The organism is Pseudosulfitobacter sp. SM2401, assembly GCF_042932805.1.
GTDB lineage: Bacteria > Pseudomonadota > Alphaproteobacteria > Rhodobacterales > Rhodobacteraceae > Ascidiaceihabitans.
Genome location: NZ_CP170633.1, coordinates 339,460 through 355,862, shown reverse-complemented (window position 1 = coordinate 355,862; position 16,403 = coordinate 339,460). Strand labels below are relative to the sequence as shown.

The 16,403-nt window shown below is 55.0% G+C and carries 19 protein-coding genes; 9 read left to right on the top strand and 10 right to left on the bottom strand.

Annotation, left to right across the window (positions count from 1 at the left end):
- Positions 1-19: 19 nt before the first annotated feature.
- A complete protein-coding gene (locus ACFIO0_RS01845) occupies positions 20-898 on the bottom strand; it encodes a hypothetical protein (protein ID WP_390913044.1) in 879 nt (292 codons plus the stop codon).
- 165 nt (positions 899-1,063) lie between these two features.
- Here ACFIO0_RS01845 and ACFIO0_RS01840 point away from each other — a divergent pair, with 165 nt between their 5' ends.
- A complete protein-coding gene (locus ACFIO0_RS01840) occupies positions 1,064-2,188 on the top strand; it encodes a beta-ketoacyl-ACP synthase III (protein WP_390913043.1) in 1,125 nt (374 codons plus the stop codon).
- Positions 2,189-2,238: 50 nt separating this feature from the next.
- Here ACFIO0_RS01840 and arsH read toward each other — a convergent pair whose 3' ends face one another.
- Positions 2,239-2,952: an arsenical resistance protein ArsH gene (arsH, locus tag ACFIO0_RS01835; RefSeq protein ID WP_390913042.1), complete on the bottom strand. Its 714-nt coding sequence runs from the start codon at positions 2,950-2,952 to the stop codon at positions 2,239-2,241.
- A complete protein-coding gene (locus tag ACFIO0_RS01830; RefSeq protein WP_390913041.1) occupies positions 2,939-3,403 on the bottom strand; it encodes a hypothetical protein in 465 nt (154 codons plus the stop codon). Before ACFIO0_RS01830 ends, arsH begins: the two co-directional genes overlap by 14 nt.
- Before the next feature lie 453 nt (positions 3,404-3,856).
- Here ACFIO0_RS01830 and ACFIO0_RS01825 point away from each other — a divergent pair, with 453 nt between their 5' ends.
- A complete protein-coding gene (locus ACFIO0_RS01825; protein WP_390913039.1) occupies positions 3,857-4,441 on the top strand; it encodes a thymidine kinase in 585 nt (194 codons plus the stop codon).
- On the opposite strand, the gene ACFIO0_RS01820 is transcribed toward ACFIO0_RS01825, so the two are convergent.
- From ACFIO0_RS01820 to ACFIO0_RS01800, 5 genes are all read right to left on the bottom strand, one after another.
- Entirely contained in the window at positions 4,438-5,397 is a 960-nt protein-coding gene (locus ACFIO0_RS01820; protein ID WP_390915270.1) for an NAD(P)-dependent oxidoreductase, read from the bottom strand. The genes ACFIO0_RS01825 and ACFIO0_RS01820 overlap by 4 nt on opposite strands.
- Positions 5,394-5,732: a tRNA-binding protein gene (locus tag ACFIO0_RS01815; RefSeq protein WP_390913037.1), complete on the bottom strand. Its 339-nt coding sequence runs from the start codon at positions 5,730-5,732 to the stop codon at positions 5,394-5,396. Before ACFIO0_RS01815 ends, ACFIO0_RS01820 begins: the two co-directional genes overlap by 4 nt.
- A complete protein-coding gene (proC, locus tag ACFIO0_RS01810; protein WP_390913036.1) occupies positions 5,725-6,540 on the bottom strand; it encodes a pyrroline-5-carboxylate reductase in 816 nt (271 codons plus the stop codon). Before proC ends, ACFIO0_RS01815 begins: the two co-directional genes overlap by 8 nt.
- 36 nt (positions 6,541-6,576) lie before the next feature.
- Positions 6,577-7,077, bottom strand: coding sequence for a YbjN domain-containing protein (locus ACFIO0_RS01805; protein WP_390913034.1), 501 nt, complete (start codon positions 7,075-7,077; stop codon positions 6,577-6,579).
- 285 nt (positions 7,078-7,362) lie between these two features.
- Positions 7,363-7,605, bottom strand: a complete 243-nt coding sequence (locus ACFIO0_RS01800; protein ID WP_390913033.1) for an accessory factor UbiK family protein — start codon at positions 7,603-7,605, stop codon at positions 7,363-7,365.
- Between the two features lie 96 nt (positions 7,606-7,701).
- Between ACFIO0_RS01800 and lgt the strand changes: the two genes are divergently transcribed.
- The 5 genes from lgt to ACFIO0_RS01775 all read left to right on the top strand — a co-directional run bounded on the left by lgt (position 7,702) and on the right by ACFIO0_RS01775 (position 11,865).
- The gene (lgt, locus tag ACFIO0_RS01795; RefSeq protein WP_390913032.1) at positions 7,702-8,592 is read left to right on the top strand and encodes a prolipoprotein diacylglyceryl transferase; all 891 of its coding nucleotides are present in this window, start codon (positions 7,702-7,704) and stop codon (positions 8,590-8,592) included.
- A complete protein-coding gene (locus tag ACFIO0_RS01790; protein WP_390913031.1) occupies positions 8,589-9,647 on the top strand; it encodes an SAM-dependent methyltransferase in 1,059 nt (352 codons plus the stop codon). Before lgt ends, ACFIO0_RS01790 begins: the two co-directional genes overlap by 4 nt.
- Complete coding sequence (gene pgeF / locus ACFIO0_RS01785; protein WP_390913030.1) at positions 9,644-10,399, top strand: peptidoglycan editing factor PgeF; 756 nt, start codon at positions 9,644-9,646, stop codon at positions 10,397-10,399. Before ACFIO0_RS01790 ends, pgeF begins: the two co-directional genes overlap by 4 nt.
- 263 nt (positions 10,400-10,662) lie before the next feature.
- Positions 10,663-10,806 (top strand): hypothetical protein, encoded by a 144-nt coding sequence (locus tag ACFIO0_RS01780; RefSeq protein WP_390913028.1) that lies wholly within the window; start codon positions 10,663-10,665, stop codon positions 10,804-10,806.
- Between the two features lie 297 nt (positions 10,807-11,103).
- Positions 11,104-11,865, top strand: a complete 762-nt coding sequence (locus ACFIO0_RS01775; RefSeq protein WP_390913026.1) for a Hint domain-containing protein — start codon at positions 11,104-11,106, stop codon at positions 11,863-11,865.
- Here ACFIO0_RS01775 and ACFIO0_RS01770 read toward each other — a convergent pair.
- Positions 11,862-12,362, bottom strand: coding sequence for a winged helix-turn-helix transcriptional regulator (locus tag ACFIO0_RS01770; protein WP_390913025.1), 501 nt, complete (start codon positions 12,360-12,362; stop codon positions 11,862-11,864). The genes ACFIO0_RS01775 and ACFIO0_RS01770 overlap by 4 nt on opposite strands.
- 219 nt (positions 12,363-12,581) lie before the next feature.
- Here ACFIO0_RS01770 and trxB point away from each other — a divergent pair, with 219 nt between their 5' ends.
- Together trxB and ACFIO0_RS01760 are read left to right on the top strand one after the other, a co-directional pair.
- Positions 12,582-13,523, top strand: a complete 942-nt coding sequence (trxB, locus tag ACFIO0_RS01765; protein ID WP_390913023.1) for a thioredoxin-disulfide reductase — start codon at positions 12,582-12,584, stop codon at positions 13,521-13,523.
- A 227-nt stretch (positions 13,524-13,750) separates the two neighbouring features.
- Complete coding sequence (locus tag ACFIO0_RS01760) at positions 13,751-15,469, top strand: bifunctional sulfate adenylyltransferase/adenylylsulfate kinase (protein WP_390913022.1); 1,719 nt, start codon at positions 13,751-13,753, stop codon at positions 15,467-15,469.
- 52 nt (positions 15,470-15,521) lie between these two features.
- Here ACFIO0_RS01760 and ACFIO0_RS01755 read toward each other — a convergent pair whose 3' ends face one another.
- Positions 15,522-16,379 carry a glycosyltransferase family 10 domain-containing protein gene (locus ACFIO0_RS01755; RefSeq protein WP_390913021.1) on the bottom strand — a complete coding sequence of 286 codons (858 nt, stop codon included), beginning with the start codon at positions 16,377-16,379 and terminating at the stop codon, positions 15,522-15,524.
- Positions 16,380-16,403 lie beyond the last annotated feature (24 nt).

The following is a 16,403-nucleotide window of genomic DNA, read 5'->3' as shown; positions in this document are numbered from 1 at the left end:
TCGACCAGCTGATGTTTTGTCAGCCGGTCGACAACAGTTTCGCATATCGGTCCAATATTTTTTTGAGATTATCGGTGATTGCTTCACCATATACATAAGCCAGTTGAATGTCGGATAGATCCGAGGTTTTGCCGGCTGCCGCAGCTTCGAGATAAGGCTTTATCTTGCTCCACTTGGAAATCACTTTGCCCAGTTCAATCTTGATGTGAATATTGGGCGCTTTAACGATGCCTTCAGCTGCACTGCCCTCTTTCAACACGACAGATCGCGCCTCAAATAGCGCGAGTTTTTCAAGCAACGCGTCCTTGGCACCCGCACCGCTAATATCCAACGTGATAAAGCACAAATCACGCAGCAGTTCTTGGATCAACGCATTTTGCGCATTTGCCCAATGAACGGTTTTGGCCAAATCACCATTCTGAAAATCAGAGGAATAACGCGCAAATGTACCAGAACGAATACCCTCCATTTGGCGCGCGACATCACTATTGCGGGTGATCATCAAACCGACGGGCACAGAATGGAAATCACCCGACGCAATCTGGGCCGAAGAGGCCGTCAACCCAAGTGAAAACTCTTGCGTAGAAAGCAGAGCGGTGCGCAAATCAGGGTCCACCTCTTTCTGAACATTTTGCGCATCATCACCAGCGATCAACACCTGCATATGCGCTTCGAATTCCTGAGCTGTCGCCAATGCAACCTCTGAGTGAATCGTCGCATTCGCCCCCATCATCACCAGACACGCTGATTTCGTCATCCGATGCGCCAACATCGACTGACGTTCGATCATACCCAGACGGGCAAACACCTGTTTGGTATTTCCGGCAAACGCCGGTTGAATGCCAAAAAGAAACCCGAAAAGTCCAATAATACCAGCACTGCAGATGCGCTGCATCATTCTGCGTTCCTCATGTTCTGTGTTCATAACTCTGGATGCCACACGCCGCTTAACATCGAGTTATCGCGCAACAAATGAGCACAATTCGCCATTAACAGAATTGCACTGACCCTTGACCTTTGCAGTCAGATGCTTGCAAATTAGGCGAACTTCGAAAGGCAAAAAATGCACATTCCTGCGATCACTGGAACCGGGGTCTTCACCCCGCAAAACACAATCAGCAACGCAGAGTTGGTGGTTGCATTCAATGCATATGCCGACAAATTCAACGCCGCCCACAAAGATCAGATTGCGGCCGGCGAAATCCAGGAAAAACCACATTCTTCCGAGGATTTTATTTTTAAGGCATCTGGCATTGAGCAGCGTTATGTTGTTGATAAAGAAGGTATTTTAAATCCTGATATGATGCACCCTATGCTGCCTCAGCGCAGTGATGATGACCCGTCACTTATGGCTGAAATGGCGCTTGATGCAGCTCAAAAAGCCCTTGCTCAAGCCGGCAAAACAGCCGCTGATGTCGATGCAGTCATCTGTGCGGCCTCAAATCTGGAACGGGCGTATCCGGCAGTTGCAATCGAAATCCAAGACCTGCTGGGCATCAATGGCTTTGCCTTTGACATGAATGTCGCCTGCTCCTCTGCCACCTTCGGAATCCGAGCGGCCGCAGACATGATCCGTTCTGGCAGCATCAAAAGCGCACTGGTGGTCAATCCTGAAATTTGCTCAGCCCACTTGGAATGGCGCGACCGCGACTGTCACTTTATCTTTGGTGATGTGGCAACTGCGACCTTGATCGAAAGGGCAGAAAACGCGTCAGGGCCATATTTTGAAATCAAATCAACGCGCTGCGCTACAGATTTCTCAAACAACATTCGCAACAACAACGGCTTTTTACGCCGTTCACGCCCGGATGGCACCGCAGACCGACGCGACATGCAATTCATGCAAAACGGGCGCAAAGTCTTCAAAGAAGTCCTACCAATGGTCAGCACACACATCGCCGACCATATGTCGGATGAAGGTGTGCAAGCCTCTGATCTTAAACGCCTTTGGCTGCACCAAGCCAACAAATCCATGAACGACTTTATCGGGAAAAAGGTACTGGGCCGCAGCCCCGAAGCAGGCGAGCAACCCAATATTCTACAAGACTACGCCAACACGTCCTCAGCGGGATCAATCATCGCCTTTTCGAAATACTCGGACGATCTAAACGACGGTGATGTCGGGTTGATCTGTTCGTTTGGCGCAGGGTATTCAGTCGGATCGGTGATCGTAGAACGGCACGATTAGGGTCGGCGGGTGGGCGCATTTTGCGATCGCAAAATAGACCACCAGACGCTCTATTTTTCGGACACACGCGCATGAACATCAGCAGCGCTTTCAACGCGTTCGGAATAGCGATCCACCAGATAATCCGCGCGTCCACGTACCAGCCATGTAAATTTCACCAACTCTTCCATCACATCCACAATGCGGTTGTACAATGGGCCGTCGGGCAGGCGCCCATCACTGTCAAACTCTAGCCACGCTTTTGGAATGCTGGATTGGTTCGGGATCGTCACCATCCGCATCCAACGCCCCAAAATACGCATTTGGTTCACCGCGTTAAACGACTGCGACCCACCAGACACCTGCATTACAGCCAAGGTTTTACCCTGCGTTGGGCGAATTCCGCCTTGCATTGACAACGGCAACCAATCGATTTGGGTTTTCATAACACCTGTCATCGCCCCGTGACGTTCGGGGCTCGACCAAACCATGCCTTCCGCCCAAACCGCCAGCGCACGTAATTCTGAAACTTTTTCGTGATCCGCCTCGGCATCATCCACCAATGGCAGACCCGAGGGGTCAAACATGCGCGTTTCGCATCCTAACAACCTTAGGATTCGCGCTGATTCTTCGGCAGCTTTGCGGGAATAACTTTCTGGTCGTAACGACCCGTACAGCAGCAAAATGCGTGGCGGATGATCAGGACCATCCCCGCCGCGCAATGCATCGACATCGATTTCAGGTAACAGACCCGCCTTCAGAGCAGGTGTGTCATGATCCGACATTTTCATCTTCAAGATGCAATTTCATGTCGATCAAAACCTGTTGCAGCATGCTGGTTTCACGCAGCAAACGCTTGGCTTCGTTCACGGTAATAATGCCGTCTTCGATGGATTGCTGGTACTCGGACATCAGCATCGCAAAACGCTGGCTCAGGGCAATAACATCGGAATTTACGCCGCTAGAAGGCGTATCGTTGGGCCGACGTTCATCTTTTGAGATCGACATGCCCTGCAATTCAGCCAGCGCGCCAGTGACATGCGGGTAGCCTGCGGACTTCTCAAGATTAACAACAGCGTCGATTGGCATGAACCGGTCCGCGTGTTCCGGATGATCGGAATAATAGCGCCCAAGGGTCGCTTTTGACTTACCTGTCAACTCGCATGCCGGTTCGATTCCAACATCTTTCACCAAAGCTTCGGTGTGCTTTTTTAGGTAGCTACCAATTCCGGCCATTGCGATCGTCCCTACTGTTTACGTCCACGTTTGCGTCAGCATTGTCGCCTTGTATTGCACCAAGGGGAACCTGTCTGTTCTTTTCCCATTAATCGTTAACAACTTGAATGTCATTGATCAATTATTCCTAGCTGCCTGAATATCAAGCTTGGGGACTTAACAAGTAGCTGATTTGTGCAAATCAGTTTCAGGGTGAGGACGTAGAAAACTCGGTCGTCAGGATGCGTTACGCTGGTTTCCAGCCTGCACATCTGAACGGGCCCGTCACGAAAAGTGGTATTTGCCTTGCACCCATCCCTCGAGGTTTCGGCCTCAAGCAAGGCAATGCGTAACGAGTATCGACGGTGTCACCACCGATCGTGACGGGTTAAATTTCATCACATGCGCGTCCCCACCCTTTACTTGTGAGAACAACCGCTTGCCCGACAAGCCCGAGCATAATAACACCTTTGCATGGCAAAACTGTACTTCCATTATTCAACGATGAACGCGGGCAAATCGACCGTGTTGCTGCAAGCCGCGCACAACTACCGCGAGGGGCAAATGGAGCCCTATTTGTTGACGGCCCAGTTCGACAACCGCGCAGGCCAAGGCCGGATTGCATCGCGTATCGGCATCGGGTCTGACGCAGATACGTTTGCCCCTATCGATGATTTGTTCGCCAAAATCCAAGCCCGCCTGACCACCGGCCCGATTGCCTGCGTTTTTATCGACGAAGCCCAGTTTTTGAGCGACGCGCAAGTTTGGCAGTTAGCCCGCGCCGTCGATGATCTGCACGTGCCCGTCATGTGCTACGGTTTGCGCGTTGATTTCCGCGGCAAACTGTTCCCCGGCTCTGCGACCCTGTTGGCCTTGGCGGACGAAATGCGTGAAATCCGCACGATTTGTCAGTGCGGCAAAAAAGCGACGATGGTCGTGCGCAAAGACGATCTGGGCAATGTCTTGACCGGGGGTGCGCAGGTCCAGATCGGCGGCAACGAAACCTACGTGTCCCTGTGCCGCCGTCATTGGCGCGAAGCGGTTGGCAACGACGCTTAGTTCACCGCATTTGGCGCGGGCAGGTTATCGACCAGATACGCCTTGAGATTGGCCACAGCCATCAGCCCCATGTCAGTGCGAACCTCTAACGCGGCTGTGCCCAGATGCGGCAACAGCACGACGTTCTCCATCGCGATCAACGCATCGGGAACCTTTGGTTCAAATTCGTAAACATCCAGCCCAGCGCCCGCGATCTGACCTGCTTCAAGGGCTGCAATCAGTGCGGCCTCGTCAACGACATCCCCACGCGAAATATTCACCAGATGCCCGCCTTTGCGCATTGCCGCAAACACATCAGCATTGATCAAATGGTGCGTCGCAGGGCCGCCGGGTACGGCCAAAACCACAACATCGACGGCCCCAACCATTTCGTGCAGATCGCTGAACGCAGTCGCGTCAAAGTCCAACTCCTTGGGTGAACGGCTGAAATACGCGACCTTCATGCCAAACCCAAAGTGGCAGCGCCGCGCAATCGCCTGCCCGATACGCCCCATGCCAACGATGCCAACGGTTTTGCCGCTCAGATGCAGACCCAGCATTTGCGTCGGATGCCAGCCTTGCCAGGTGCCAGAGCGGACCATTCGTTCGCCCTCGCCTGCGCGCCGCGCGCTCATCAGCATCAAGGTCATCGCGATGTCTGCTGTTGCGTCGGTCACGGCCCCCGGTGTGTTCGAAACGCCGATGCCTGCGGCCTGCGCTGCCGCTGCGTCGATGTGGTTATAACCAACGCCAAAGTTCGCCAGAATTGTGCAGCGCGCATCCGGAACATCGGCAAAAACCTGTGCGTCAAACATGTCACCCAAGGTCGGCATGACACCATCGTAATTCTGCAAGGCCGCGCGCATTTCGTCACCGTTCAACGGGGCCGTATTGTCGCGCACATCCACGTTAAAATGCGCGCGGGCTGCGTCAATCACCGCGTCGGGCAACGGGCGCGCAATCAAAACTTTTTTCAGCACATCCGCTCTCCTGCTTGCACATCTTGGTCCGGTCCAATCAGCACGATACCGCCTTGCGCATCGTGCAACCCCAGAACCAGTACTTCGGACATGAACGGCCCGATCTGGCGGGGCGGAAAATTCACGACCCCCATCACCTGTTTGCCCAGCAACATTTCAGGCGTGTAATGCGCCGTCACTTGGGCCGAAGTTTTGCGTTCGCCAATTTCATCGCCAAAATCAATCCACATCTTGATGGCAGGCTTGCGCGCCTCGGGAAACGGTTCGGCGCGGATGACGCGCCCCACGCGGATGTCGACGTTCATAAAGTCGTCAAAGGTGATTTCAGCCATTTGCCAGTTCCTTGGATCGATTTGTCGCTGCAGCGACTGTTTTTGTCATTAACATCGGCAGCCCGCTTTCGGCATCCATCAGCACCTCAAGCCCGGCTTGCGTGGTGCCATTCGGGCTGGTCACATTGACGCGCAACTGGCTCGGCGTTTCATCTGCGGCTTCGGCCAGCGCGCCAGCACCCGCGACAGTCGCCTTAGCCAGTTGCATTGCCATGGCGGCTGGCAAACCTTGTGCTTCGCCTGCTGCTGCCAGCGTTTCGATCATGTGAAACACGTACGCCGGGCCCGACCCACTGACACCCGTCACAGCGTCAATTTGCGCCTCGTTGTCTAGGCGCACGACCTGGCCCACAGCGCTGAGCAAAGCTTCGGCCTCGTCCAGCGCGCCTGCGGGGGCTGCACCATTTGCAACAATCGCGCTGATGCCTTTGCCCACGGCCGCTGGCGTGTTGGGCATGGCGCGCACAATCGGGGTCGTCGTGCCCAAGATGCTTTCAAAGGTCGCGATTGTGATGCCTGCTGCCACGCTGACAAACAGCGTGGTTCCGCCGCCCATCGCCTGCAAGGTCGGCAACGCCGCGGCCATCATTTGCGGTTTCACGGCAACCAATACGATAGCGGGTTTCGCAGGCAGGTCGGCGTTGATCGCCACGCCGGTCCCTTTCAGCCAGTCAGACGGGAAAGGATCAACAACATGCACCGCATCCGCAGGCAGCCCGCGATCCAGCCAGCCCGCCAACATGGCAGAGCCCATCTTGCCACAGCCCAACAGGACAAGCCCCTGCTTAGCAATCCGGCTATTTTTCATGGTAGTCCCCTCGCGCAAAACGTTCAGGGCAAAGTGTTACGCGCGGCCATAGGCCTCTGCAATGGCAACCTGAATCGCGTCCTTGGGCGTGCGATCACCCCAGACCAACAACTGCATTGCGGGATAGTAGCGTTCCGCGCTCATGACTGCAGCACCGATCATCGTGTCGATCTGATCAGGCCCGGCGTCTTGGCCACCCGCCAGGACCAATCCATAGCGATACACCATCATTTTTTGTTCTTCCCAGTAGGTGAACGACCCGGCCCAGCACTGATCGTTGATCAGGTTCAGCAGCTCGTACAGTTTAGGAAGTTTCTCTGCAGGGGGCTCCATTTCGAACGTACACACCATCCGAAGCGTCTCGTCATAGCCAGACCACGCCAAGGTGATCGAATAGGTGCGCCACTGTCCTTCAACGGCCATCGCAATCTGATCATCGGCAATCCGGTCAAAATCCCACGCGTGGTGCTCTGCCAAATGTTCAACAATATCAATAGGGTGAAGATCGTCTTCCATCATATGCTCTGAAAGGGCCATGAAACCACCTGTTCTACGATTTAGCGTCCAAGGCAAAATGCGCCCCTATCGCTAGCCAACTGCTCTAAGTGACGAGGCGAACCCTCGTTCATATACTACATATGGTGCGGGTTGACGGACTCTGTGGCAAGCCTTTTTTCGAAAATGTCTGGGGATAAAGTGATTTAGCTGTGGAGAACACGGTGAAAAATGCCGCAAAACGAAAAACACCCCAGCGGTTGCGCTAGGGTGATCATCATCAACTTGCAATAATTGGAACAATGGCGCGGCAGCGCCGCCTTTGGATCAGGCTTTGGTATCAAGCGCGTCCAAACGCGCCTTAAGCGCTTCGTTTTCTTCACGGGCTTTTTGCGCCATGGCGCGCACCGCGTCGAATTCTTCGCGCGTCACGAAATCACGATCCGCCAGCCAACGGTCCATCAGCGACTTCATTGCTGTTTCGGCTTCGTCCTTTGCGCCTTGGGCCACGCCCATCGCATTGGTCATCAGTTGTGAAATATCGTCGAAAATCTTACCGCGTGCTTGCATGTACGTTCACTCCTTCGTGCTTGACCTCTATATGGGTCGCAACTGTGATCAGCGCAAGGTTGACTTCCCCAATCCTCCAGAGGCATGTGGACGCAGATGAACGCAATGCTCCCCTTTCCCAATATCTCGCCCGAGATATTCACGATCTCTCTCTTTGGGATGGACTTCGCGCTGCGTTGGTATGCGTTGGCGTATATTGCGGGCATTTTGATCGGCTGGCGGTTGGTGGTCATGACCATCAAGACCCCGCGCCTTTGGCCTAACAATACCCCCATCATGACCCCGGCCCAGATCGAAGATTTGCTGACCTGGGTGATCTTGGGCGTCATTTTGGGCGGGCGTCTGGGCTATGTGTTGTTCTACCAGCCCAGCTACTATCTGCAAAACCCGCTAGAGATTTTGTACATCTGGCAAGGCGGCATGGCGTTTCACGGCGGTCTTGTCGGCGTGATCGTTGCCGGTCTGCTCTATACGGGTCGCAGCAACATCTACAAACTCAGCGCCGCTGATGCGATGGCGCTTGGGGTCCCTGCGGGCTTGCTGCTGGGCCGTATCGCGAACTTTATCAATGCAGAGCTGTGGGGACGACCGACCGATCTGCCTTGGGGCGTCGCTTTTCCAACCCAAGCGGCGCAGTATTGCCCTGACGTGATTGGCCTGTGCGCCCGACACCCCAGCCAACTGTACGAAGCGGCCCTCGAAGGGTTCGTTCTGGGCGCGCTCCTGCTCTGGCTCGCGTGGCGCAGAAACGCTTACAAAACCCCCGGTGTTATCGCTGGCACGTTCTTTGCCGGATACGGGTTGGCCCGCTTTGCCGTTGAATTTGTACGCCAGCCGGACGCGCAATTCATCTCTGTTGGCAACCCCTTGGGCCTCGCCTTTCAGATCAACGGATACGGCATCACCATGGGTCAAACCCTGTCGCTGCCCATGATCGCTTTGGGCGTGCTTTTGATCCTGCGGGCGCGCCGTTCAGCAGGGGCATGACCCTGAAAGACCATATTCTTGCGCGCATTGCTGCAAACGGCCCGATCAGCGTGGCTAATTATATGGCCGATTGTCTGCTGCATCCGACCCTTGGCTATTACACCACCCAAGACCCGCTTGGTGCCGCTGGGGATTTCACCACAGCGCCCGAGATTTCGCAGATGTTTGGCGAGCTTATTGGCCTGTCGCTGGCGCAATCTTGGATTGATCAGGGGGCACCCGACCGATTTGTGCTGGCAGAACTTGGCCCCGGTCGCGGCACCCTGATGGCTGACATCCTGCGCGCAACCAAAGGCGTTTCAGGGTTTCATGCCGCAGCACAAATCCACCTGATCGAAGCCTCCCCCGTCTTGCGCGAGACCCAAGCCAAAGCGTTGGACCAATACGACCCCACATGGCACGACACCGTGGCGACCCTGCCCGACATGCCCATATTCCTTGTCGCAAACGAATTTTTCGACGCACTGCCAATCCGCCAGTTTGTGCGCGACGGCAGCGGATGGCGCGAACGGCACGTGGGCGCAAAGGGCGGAAATCTGGTTTTCGGTCTGGCGCAAAATTCACCGCAACCCGCATTGGCGCACCGGGTGGATGATACCAAAGACGGGGATCTGATCGAAGATTGCCCTGCCCTCGCGCCGATCCTTTCGGAAATCACCGCGCGCATCGAGGCCAACAGCGGTGCCGCGTTGATTATTGACTACGGCGACTGGCGCAGCCTTGGCGATACGCTGCAAGCCTTGCAAAAACATGCATCCGTTGACCCGCTCACTGAACCCGGTTGCGCCGACCTAACTGCCCATGTCGATTTCGAAGCGATCTGTAGTGCGCTCGTGTGTGCCCACAGCCGCGTCACCCCCCAAGGCGTGTTCCTGGAGCGCCTCGGCATCACCCAAAGGGCGCAATTTTTGGCACAGGCGCTATCCGGCACGGCACTGGATCAACACATTGCTGCACATAGGCGCTTGACCCACCCCGAAGAAATGGGAAACTTGTTCAAAGTTGTTGGCCTTTATCCAAAAGGCAAAACGCCACCACCCGGACTGGACCCATGACGCTTGAAATTATCACGTCTGATGTGCTTGGAGCCGTGCGCCACGGTTTTTTTACCCGTCGTGGCGGTGCGTCATCGGGCATTTATGCCGGGCTGAATTGCGGGGCCGGCAGCACCGATCAATCCGAAATCGTCGCGATCAATCGCAGCCGTGTGGCAACAGCACTGCAGGTGCCTGCCGATCATCTGGTCGGTGTGCATCAAATCCATTCCGCTGACGTTTTGACGTTGACCAAAGCCTCAATCGACCGCCCCAAAGCAGACGCCATGGTCACAGCCACCAAAGGCATCGCGCTGTCGGTTTTGTCGGCGGATTGCCAACCTGTGCTGTTTCACGACGCATCCGCCGGGGTCATCGGGGCCGCACACGCAGGATGGCGCGGCGCATTGGACGGAGTTTTAGACGCAACAATCGATGCGATGATCGCGCTCGGGGCAACCCGCGACGCCATCAACGCGGCCATCGGGCCATGCATCAGTCAACGCGCCTACGAAGTCGGACCGGAATTCATGGACGAATTCATCGACCTGGAACGGGAAAACGCGCGCTTTTTCGTGGGCGGTGCCGGGGATCGCATGCACTTTGACTTGCCCGGCTTCGGGTTGCATCGACTGCGCCAAGCCGGTGTCGGCGTCGCGGAATGGACCCGCCATTGCACCTACAGTGATCCGGATCGATTCTATTCCTACCGGCGCAGCGTGCACAACAAAGAGGCCGACTACGGCCGTTTGATTGCGGCCATTACGCTTTAGATCAAGGCAGGACTTGGGCACATTGTGCCGCATGCATGTCCAATTTGAACCAATTCGATGTGATTTTCCCCACGTCAAAACGACCTATCGCCCTTGTTTGTATAGCCCGGCGCAGTCCACACGCACTGCCACAAAGTTCGGCAATATGGTTGATCATTTCCTAAAGTTTTTCGCGACCTGTCAAAAACCGGCCGCAAAGGTTCGTCATATTGTGATCAACAAAGGGCAAAACGCCCACGTGGCAATCGAGCAGGAGACCAGAAATGAAAACCAACACGCGCTTTATCAAATCCGTGACCAAAACCGCAGCAGACGCAAATGTTGTTATGCCTTGGACACGTGGCGCAAACCGCGCGGCCTTTGTAGCCAAGCGCAAAGGCGTCACCGAAACACGCAAAGCAGCGTAAAACCAAGTGCGCGGCACAACCAAACGGGCACTTTTTATCTAAACGGCTTTCCCCTCGCGATTCGATGGGTGGGCCAACACCTCGCCTTGTAATTGTGGCAGCCGCACACAAATCAGCCGACACAATTGTGCGAAATTCGCCTCATTGGTGCGTTTTTGGCCATCAATGTCGCTTTCTTTTTGACAATAACACTGAATGCACCGGATCAATGTCTTATTAAGACATTTTAATCCTTTGCGTCTGTTGTTGTCGGTGGGGGCCGGCTTCAGATGCGACAACCGCAAAAGGTTATGCGCAATGACATTGACTGCCACGGCTACACGCCAACCCTATCATCCGATCCGCAGCGTACCGGCGCGCCAGGCGACACCGCGTTCAGCACTGCCAGCCACACGCAGCTTTGAGGTCGCATCCTTGCGCGCGGATGACTCGTTGCACATTTCACAACACAAAGCACCGGCGCTGCCGCTGTTTGATTCTGCCTTTTCCGCCTTTGCCCGTGGCACTTTGATCAACACAGTGAACGGCCAAATGGCAATCGAAGACCTGCAACCGGGTGACATGGTGCACACATCCACAGGCGAGGCCGCGAAAATCATGTGGATCGGGTCCAGCACCTTTGTGCCCTCTGACGTTGCGCGTCGCATGCCAATCATCCGGATTATGGCCGACACATTCGGTCAGGGGCGCCCTGCGTCATTTCTGACCGTTGGCCCCTCTGCCCGTTTGCTGCAAACGCCTGACTATCTGCGCGGCGAAGCAGGCGGCACGCGCATGTTCACCCCTGCCCGCAGCTTTGTGGACGGTGTGAATGTGATTGAAATTTGCCCACCGACGCCGGTGCGCATGTTCCACCTATGCTTGTCGCGTCACGCGGCGATCAATGTGGGCGGATTAGAGATGGAAACGTTTCATCCCGGTTCGGCGGCCACACGCAGTGTCAGCCACGCCGTGCGCGATCTGTTCTTGTCGATGTTTCCGCATATTTCGCATCTCAGCGATTTTGGACCTTTGGCACACCCGCGCGCGCCGGATGATCACGAATCTGTCGCGATCTAAGCGTCCTTGGCGAGCCGCGCCTCTAACACGTCAAAAGGCACGCCCGGCTCGTCTTTTTCGCCACGAATAACCAATGATGTTTTAACGCTGGCCACATTTGGCGTGGTCAGCAATTCGCCGGTCAGAAATGATTGAAAGCTCGACAAATCGGGTGCGACGCATTTCAAAATGAAATCCACCTCGCCGTTCAGCATGTGACATTCGCGGACCAGCGGCCATGATTTGCACTTGGCTTCAAACGTGCTCAGGTCGCTTTCCGCTTGGGACGCAAGGCCGACCATCGCGAACACCTGCACCTCAAACCCCAGTTCCTTGGCGTCGACTTCGGCGTGGTACCCTTTGATATAGCCGCTTTCCTCAAGCGTGCGCACGCGGCGCAAGCAAGGTGGCGCTGAAATTCCGACCCGTTTGGCAAGTTCAACGTTGGTCATGCGACCATCCGCCTGCAGTTCCGCCAGAATCTTGCGATCAATCGGATCGAGCCGCGTGCTTGCCATTTTGAAACCCTATCCAGAACTCATCGTCGAATTTTCGCTTGTTATAACAGCGCAGCACTTGTGCGCAATAATATTACGTCAGCACGCAAGAATATTACCGATCTGCCCATCACGACAATATGTAGGCGCTCACGCTCCGTCATGAATTTGCGGGGTTTAAGCGCCGCGCCTGCATCGCTATATCAGGGGCCGCTGCACTATTTTCAATTGGGGGTCCTGATGGGCGAGACACGTAAAACCAAAGTTTTGATCATCGGATCTGGTCCCGCGGGCTATACCGCAGGCGTTTATGCCAGCCGCGCGATGCTGGAACCCATCCTGGTGCAAGGGATTGAACCGGGCGGGCAGCTGACCACAACAACAGAAGTCGAAAACTGGCCCGGCGATACCGAGGTTCAAGGCCCCGATCTGATGATCCGCATGCAGGACCACGCAAAAGCCATGGGTTGCGAAATCATTGGCGATATCATTTCGTCCGTCGATTTCAGCAAACGTCCGTTTGTGGCGCAATCTGACAGCGGCACGGAATATGTGGCGGATGCGATCATCCTTGCGACCGGTGCGCGCGCCAAATGGCTGGGTCTGGAAACCGAAGAGAAATTCAAAGGCTTTGGTGTGTCAGCATGTGCCACCTGCGACGGTTTTTTCTACCGCGGCCAAGAAATCGTCGTGATCGGCGGCGGCAATACAGCCGTCGAAGAAGCACTGTTCCTGACCAACTTTGCGTCAAAAGTCACGCTGGTCCACCGCCGCGACGAACTGCGGGCCGAGAAAATCTTGATCGACCGTTTGGAAAAGAACCCGAAAATCGTGCCACTTTGGTTCAACCAACTTGAAGAAGTTTACGGCACCGATGCCCCCTTGGGCGTCGAAGGGATCAAAGTAAAACACACCAAAACCGGCGAAATCACCGACATTCCATGCAAAGGTGTGTTTGTTGCGATCGGCCACGCGCCCGCAAACGAACTGGTCAAAGACGTGATGGAAACCCACATGGGTGGCTACGTTGTGACCAAACCCGACAGCACCGAAACATCCATTCCAGGCGTGTTCGCGGCGGGCGATTTGACCGATCACAAATACCGCCAAGCAGTGACCTCTGCCGGCATGGGGTGCATGGCCGCCCTCGAGGCCGAACGCTGGATCGCTGAAAACGATTAATAATGCGGCTGCGGCCCTAGTGTTGCGATCCACCCAAGCGCGAATTGTTGCCGTTTTTTTGGCTCTGGCGGGGAAAATTCCCTCGCCCCTGTCAATTATGAGGTAATTCCGTCTTTAGTCGTGAAAATCTTTTGTGTTTGCTAGACTTTTGACACAATCAAGCTGTATCCGACGCGCGAAAGGCCGAAAACGGTCCACCTGAGGCAATAAAAAAAACGAGACGCAATATGACACCGATGAGTAACCTTGCTCCGATCCCTGAGCTATATGTATCCTATGAATCCGCGCAAAAGCTAAAGGCAGAAGCCGGCGATCTGGTCAGCCATGATCTATCCCCGCGCCAGATTTGCGACATGGAACTGCTGATGAACGGTGGGTTTAACCCGCTCAAAGGCTTTCTGACCGAAGAAGACTATAACGGTGTTGTCGAAAATATGCGTCTGGCGTCTGGCGAACTTTGGCCAATGCCGATCACGCTGGATGTGAGCGAAGAATTTGCCAGCAAGCTAAAGCTGGGTCAGGACATTGCCCTGCGCGACCAAGAAGGCGTGATTTTGGGCACCATGACGGTGACCGACCGATGGGAGCCGAACAAAGCCCGCGAAGCCGAAATGGTCTTTGGTGCCGACGACGATGCGCACCCTGCCGTCAACTATCTGCACAACACAGCTGGCAAGATTTACCTCGGCGGCCCGATCGTCGGTATCCAGCAGCCCGTGCACTATGATTTCCGTGCCCGTCGCGACACGCCAAATGAAATGCGCGCCTATTTCCGCAAAATGGGCTGGCGCAAAGTTGTGGCGTTCCAAACCCGCAACCCCCTGCACCGCGCACACCAGGAACTGACCTTTCGCGCCGCACGTGAAGCGCAAGCCAACTTGTTGATCCACCCTGTTGTTGGCCTGACCAAACCGGGCGACGTTGACCACTTTACCCGCGTGCGCTGCTACGAGGCGGTTCTGGACAAGTATCCACAAGCCACCACAGCAATGTCATTGTTGAACTTGGCCATGCGCATGGCTGGCCCCCGCGAGGCGGTTTGGCACGGCTTGATCCGCAAAAACCACGGCTGCACACACTTTATTGTCGGTCGCGACCACGCTGGCCCCGGCAACAATTCCAAAGGCGAAGATTTTTACGGCCCCTATGATGCCCAGGACCTGTTCCGCGCGCATCAAGAAGAAATGGGCATCGAAATGGTCGACTTCAAACACATGGTCTATGTGCAAGAACGCGCCCAATACGAGCCAAACGACGAGATCGCAGATCGCGAAAACGTCACGGTTCTGAATATCTCGGGTACCGAATTGCGCCGTCGCTTGGCAGAAGGTCTTGAGATCCCTGAATGGTTCTCGTTCCCTGAGGTCGTCAAAGAATTGCGCCGCACCAAACCACCGCGCTCCAAACAAGGGTTCACCGTGTTCTTCACTGGTTTCTCTGGCTCCGGCAAATCCACCATCGCGAATGCGCTGATGGTCAAACTGATGGAAATGGGCGGCCGCCCGGTAACTTTGCTGGACGGTGATATCGTGCGCAAAAACCTGTCGTCAGAATTGGGCTTTAGCAAAGAGCACCGCGATTTGAACATTCGCCGCATCGGCTATGTAGCGTCAGAAATCACCAAAAACGGTGGTATCGCTATTTGCGCACCCATCGCGCCTTACGCCACAACGCGCCGCGCCGTACGTGAAGACGTTGAGGAATTTGGTGCCTTTGTGGAGGTCCATGTGGCCACATCCATTGATGAATGCGAAAAACGTGATCGCAAAGGCCTGTACAAACTGGCACGTGAAGGCAAAATTAAGGAATTCACAGGAATTTCAGACCCCTACGATGTGCCCGCCAACCCAGAACTAAGCGTTGAGACCGAAAATGTTGCGGTTGATAACTGTGCGCATCAGGTGTTGCTCAAGCTGGAAAGCATGGGTTTGATCGCTGCGAACTAAGTAACGTGCCATCAGGCTGACGAAGAAGGCGGGGTCGATTGCCCCGCCTTTTTTATGTTTCGTTCCGAAGGCTTTGAGCCGCCAAAAGTTGGTAGTCGCGCAGGCCAACCGCTTGGTCTTTGGCCCGTAGCAATCCAGGTTTCATCGCGTCATATCGGGATGCGTTTGCGCCGCGCACGGCATTCACAATCTGATCGTGCGTTTCACACACGATCATGCCGCCCGGGTCAAAATGATCGGCAACGTCAGGTGCGCCCCAGTAAATCGGAATGGTTTCGCACAACAGCGCATCAATCAATTTTTCAGTAAAATATCCAGAGCTGCGGATGTTTTCAATCACCACAGAAAAACGGTATGGCGCGAGGCCTTCGGACTTTTCATCAAACGGGCGATAGGCGCGCCCCATCACATCTACATCTATCCCTTGGGCACGTACGTCATCGACAATTGCATGACGCAAACGGTGGCCTTCTTGATCCAGTCGGGCGGACGCAATCAGTGAAACATTGTCCGTTTTCTTGATTTTCAAACCGGCATAATCTTGCACCCATGTGCTGGCCGCTGGCAAAAATCGCGCGTTTGGCAAGCGCGCCAATGTGACTGCATCATGGGTAAACACGCGGTGAAACCGGTGATGCGACAAGCGCAGGGCCTGCAAATGCCGAGCATGAATTAACCGTGGTTCAACAACCATCAAAGACACTTTGGCGCGGGTTCCCCAACGCAGCTTTGTGTGCATCGAAAACTTGGGAAAAACGATCAAGTGATCATTTTTACCCAGATCACTCACGCATCCGGCTGCCCGTTTGGGCCGCCCCAAAGGCCATTTCAACAAGTCCAACGACATGTCTTTTAGGTGCGTTCCAAGGCTATAGCCGTAGGGCAGAATGGCGATCGCAGCATCAGTCATTTAGGTTCGGTCCTGTTGGAAAAT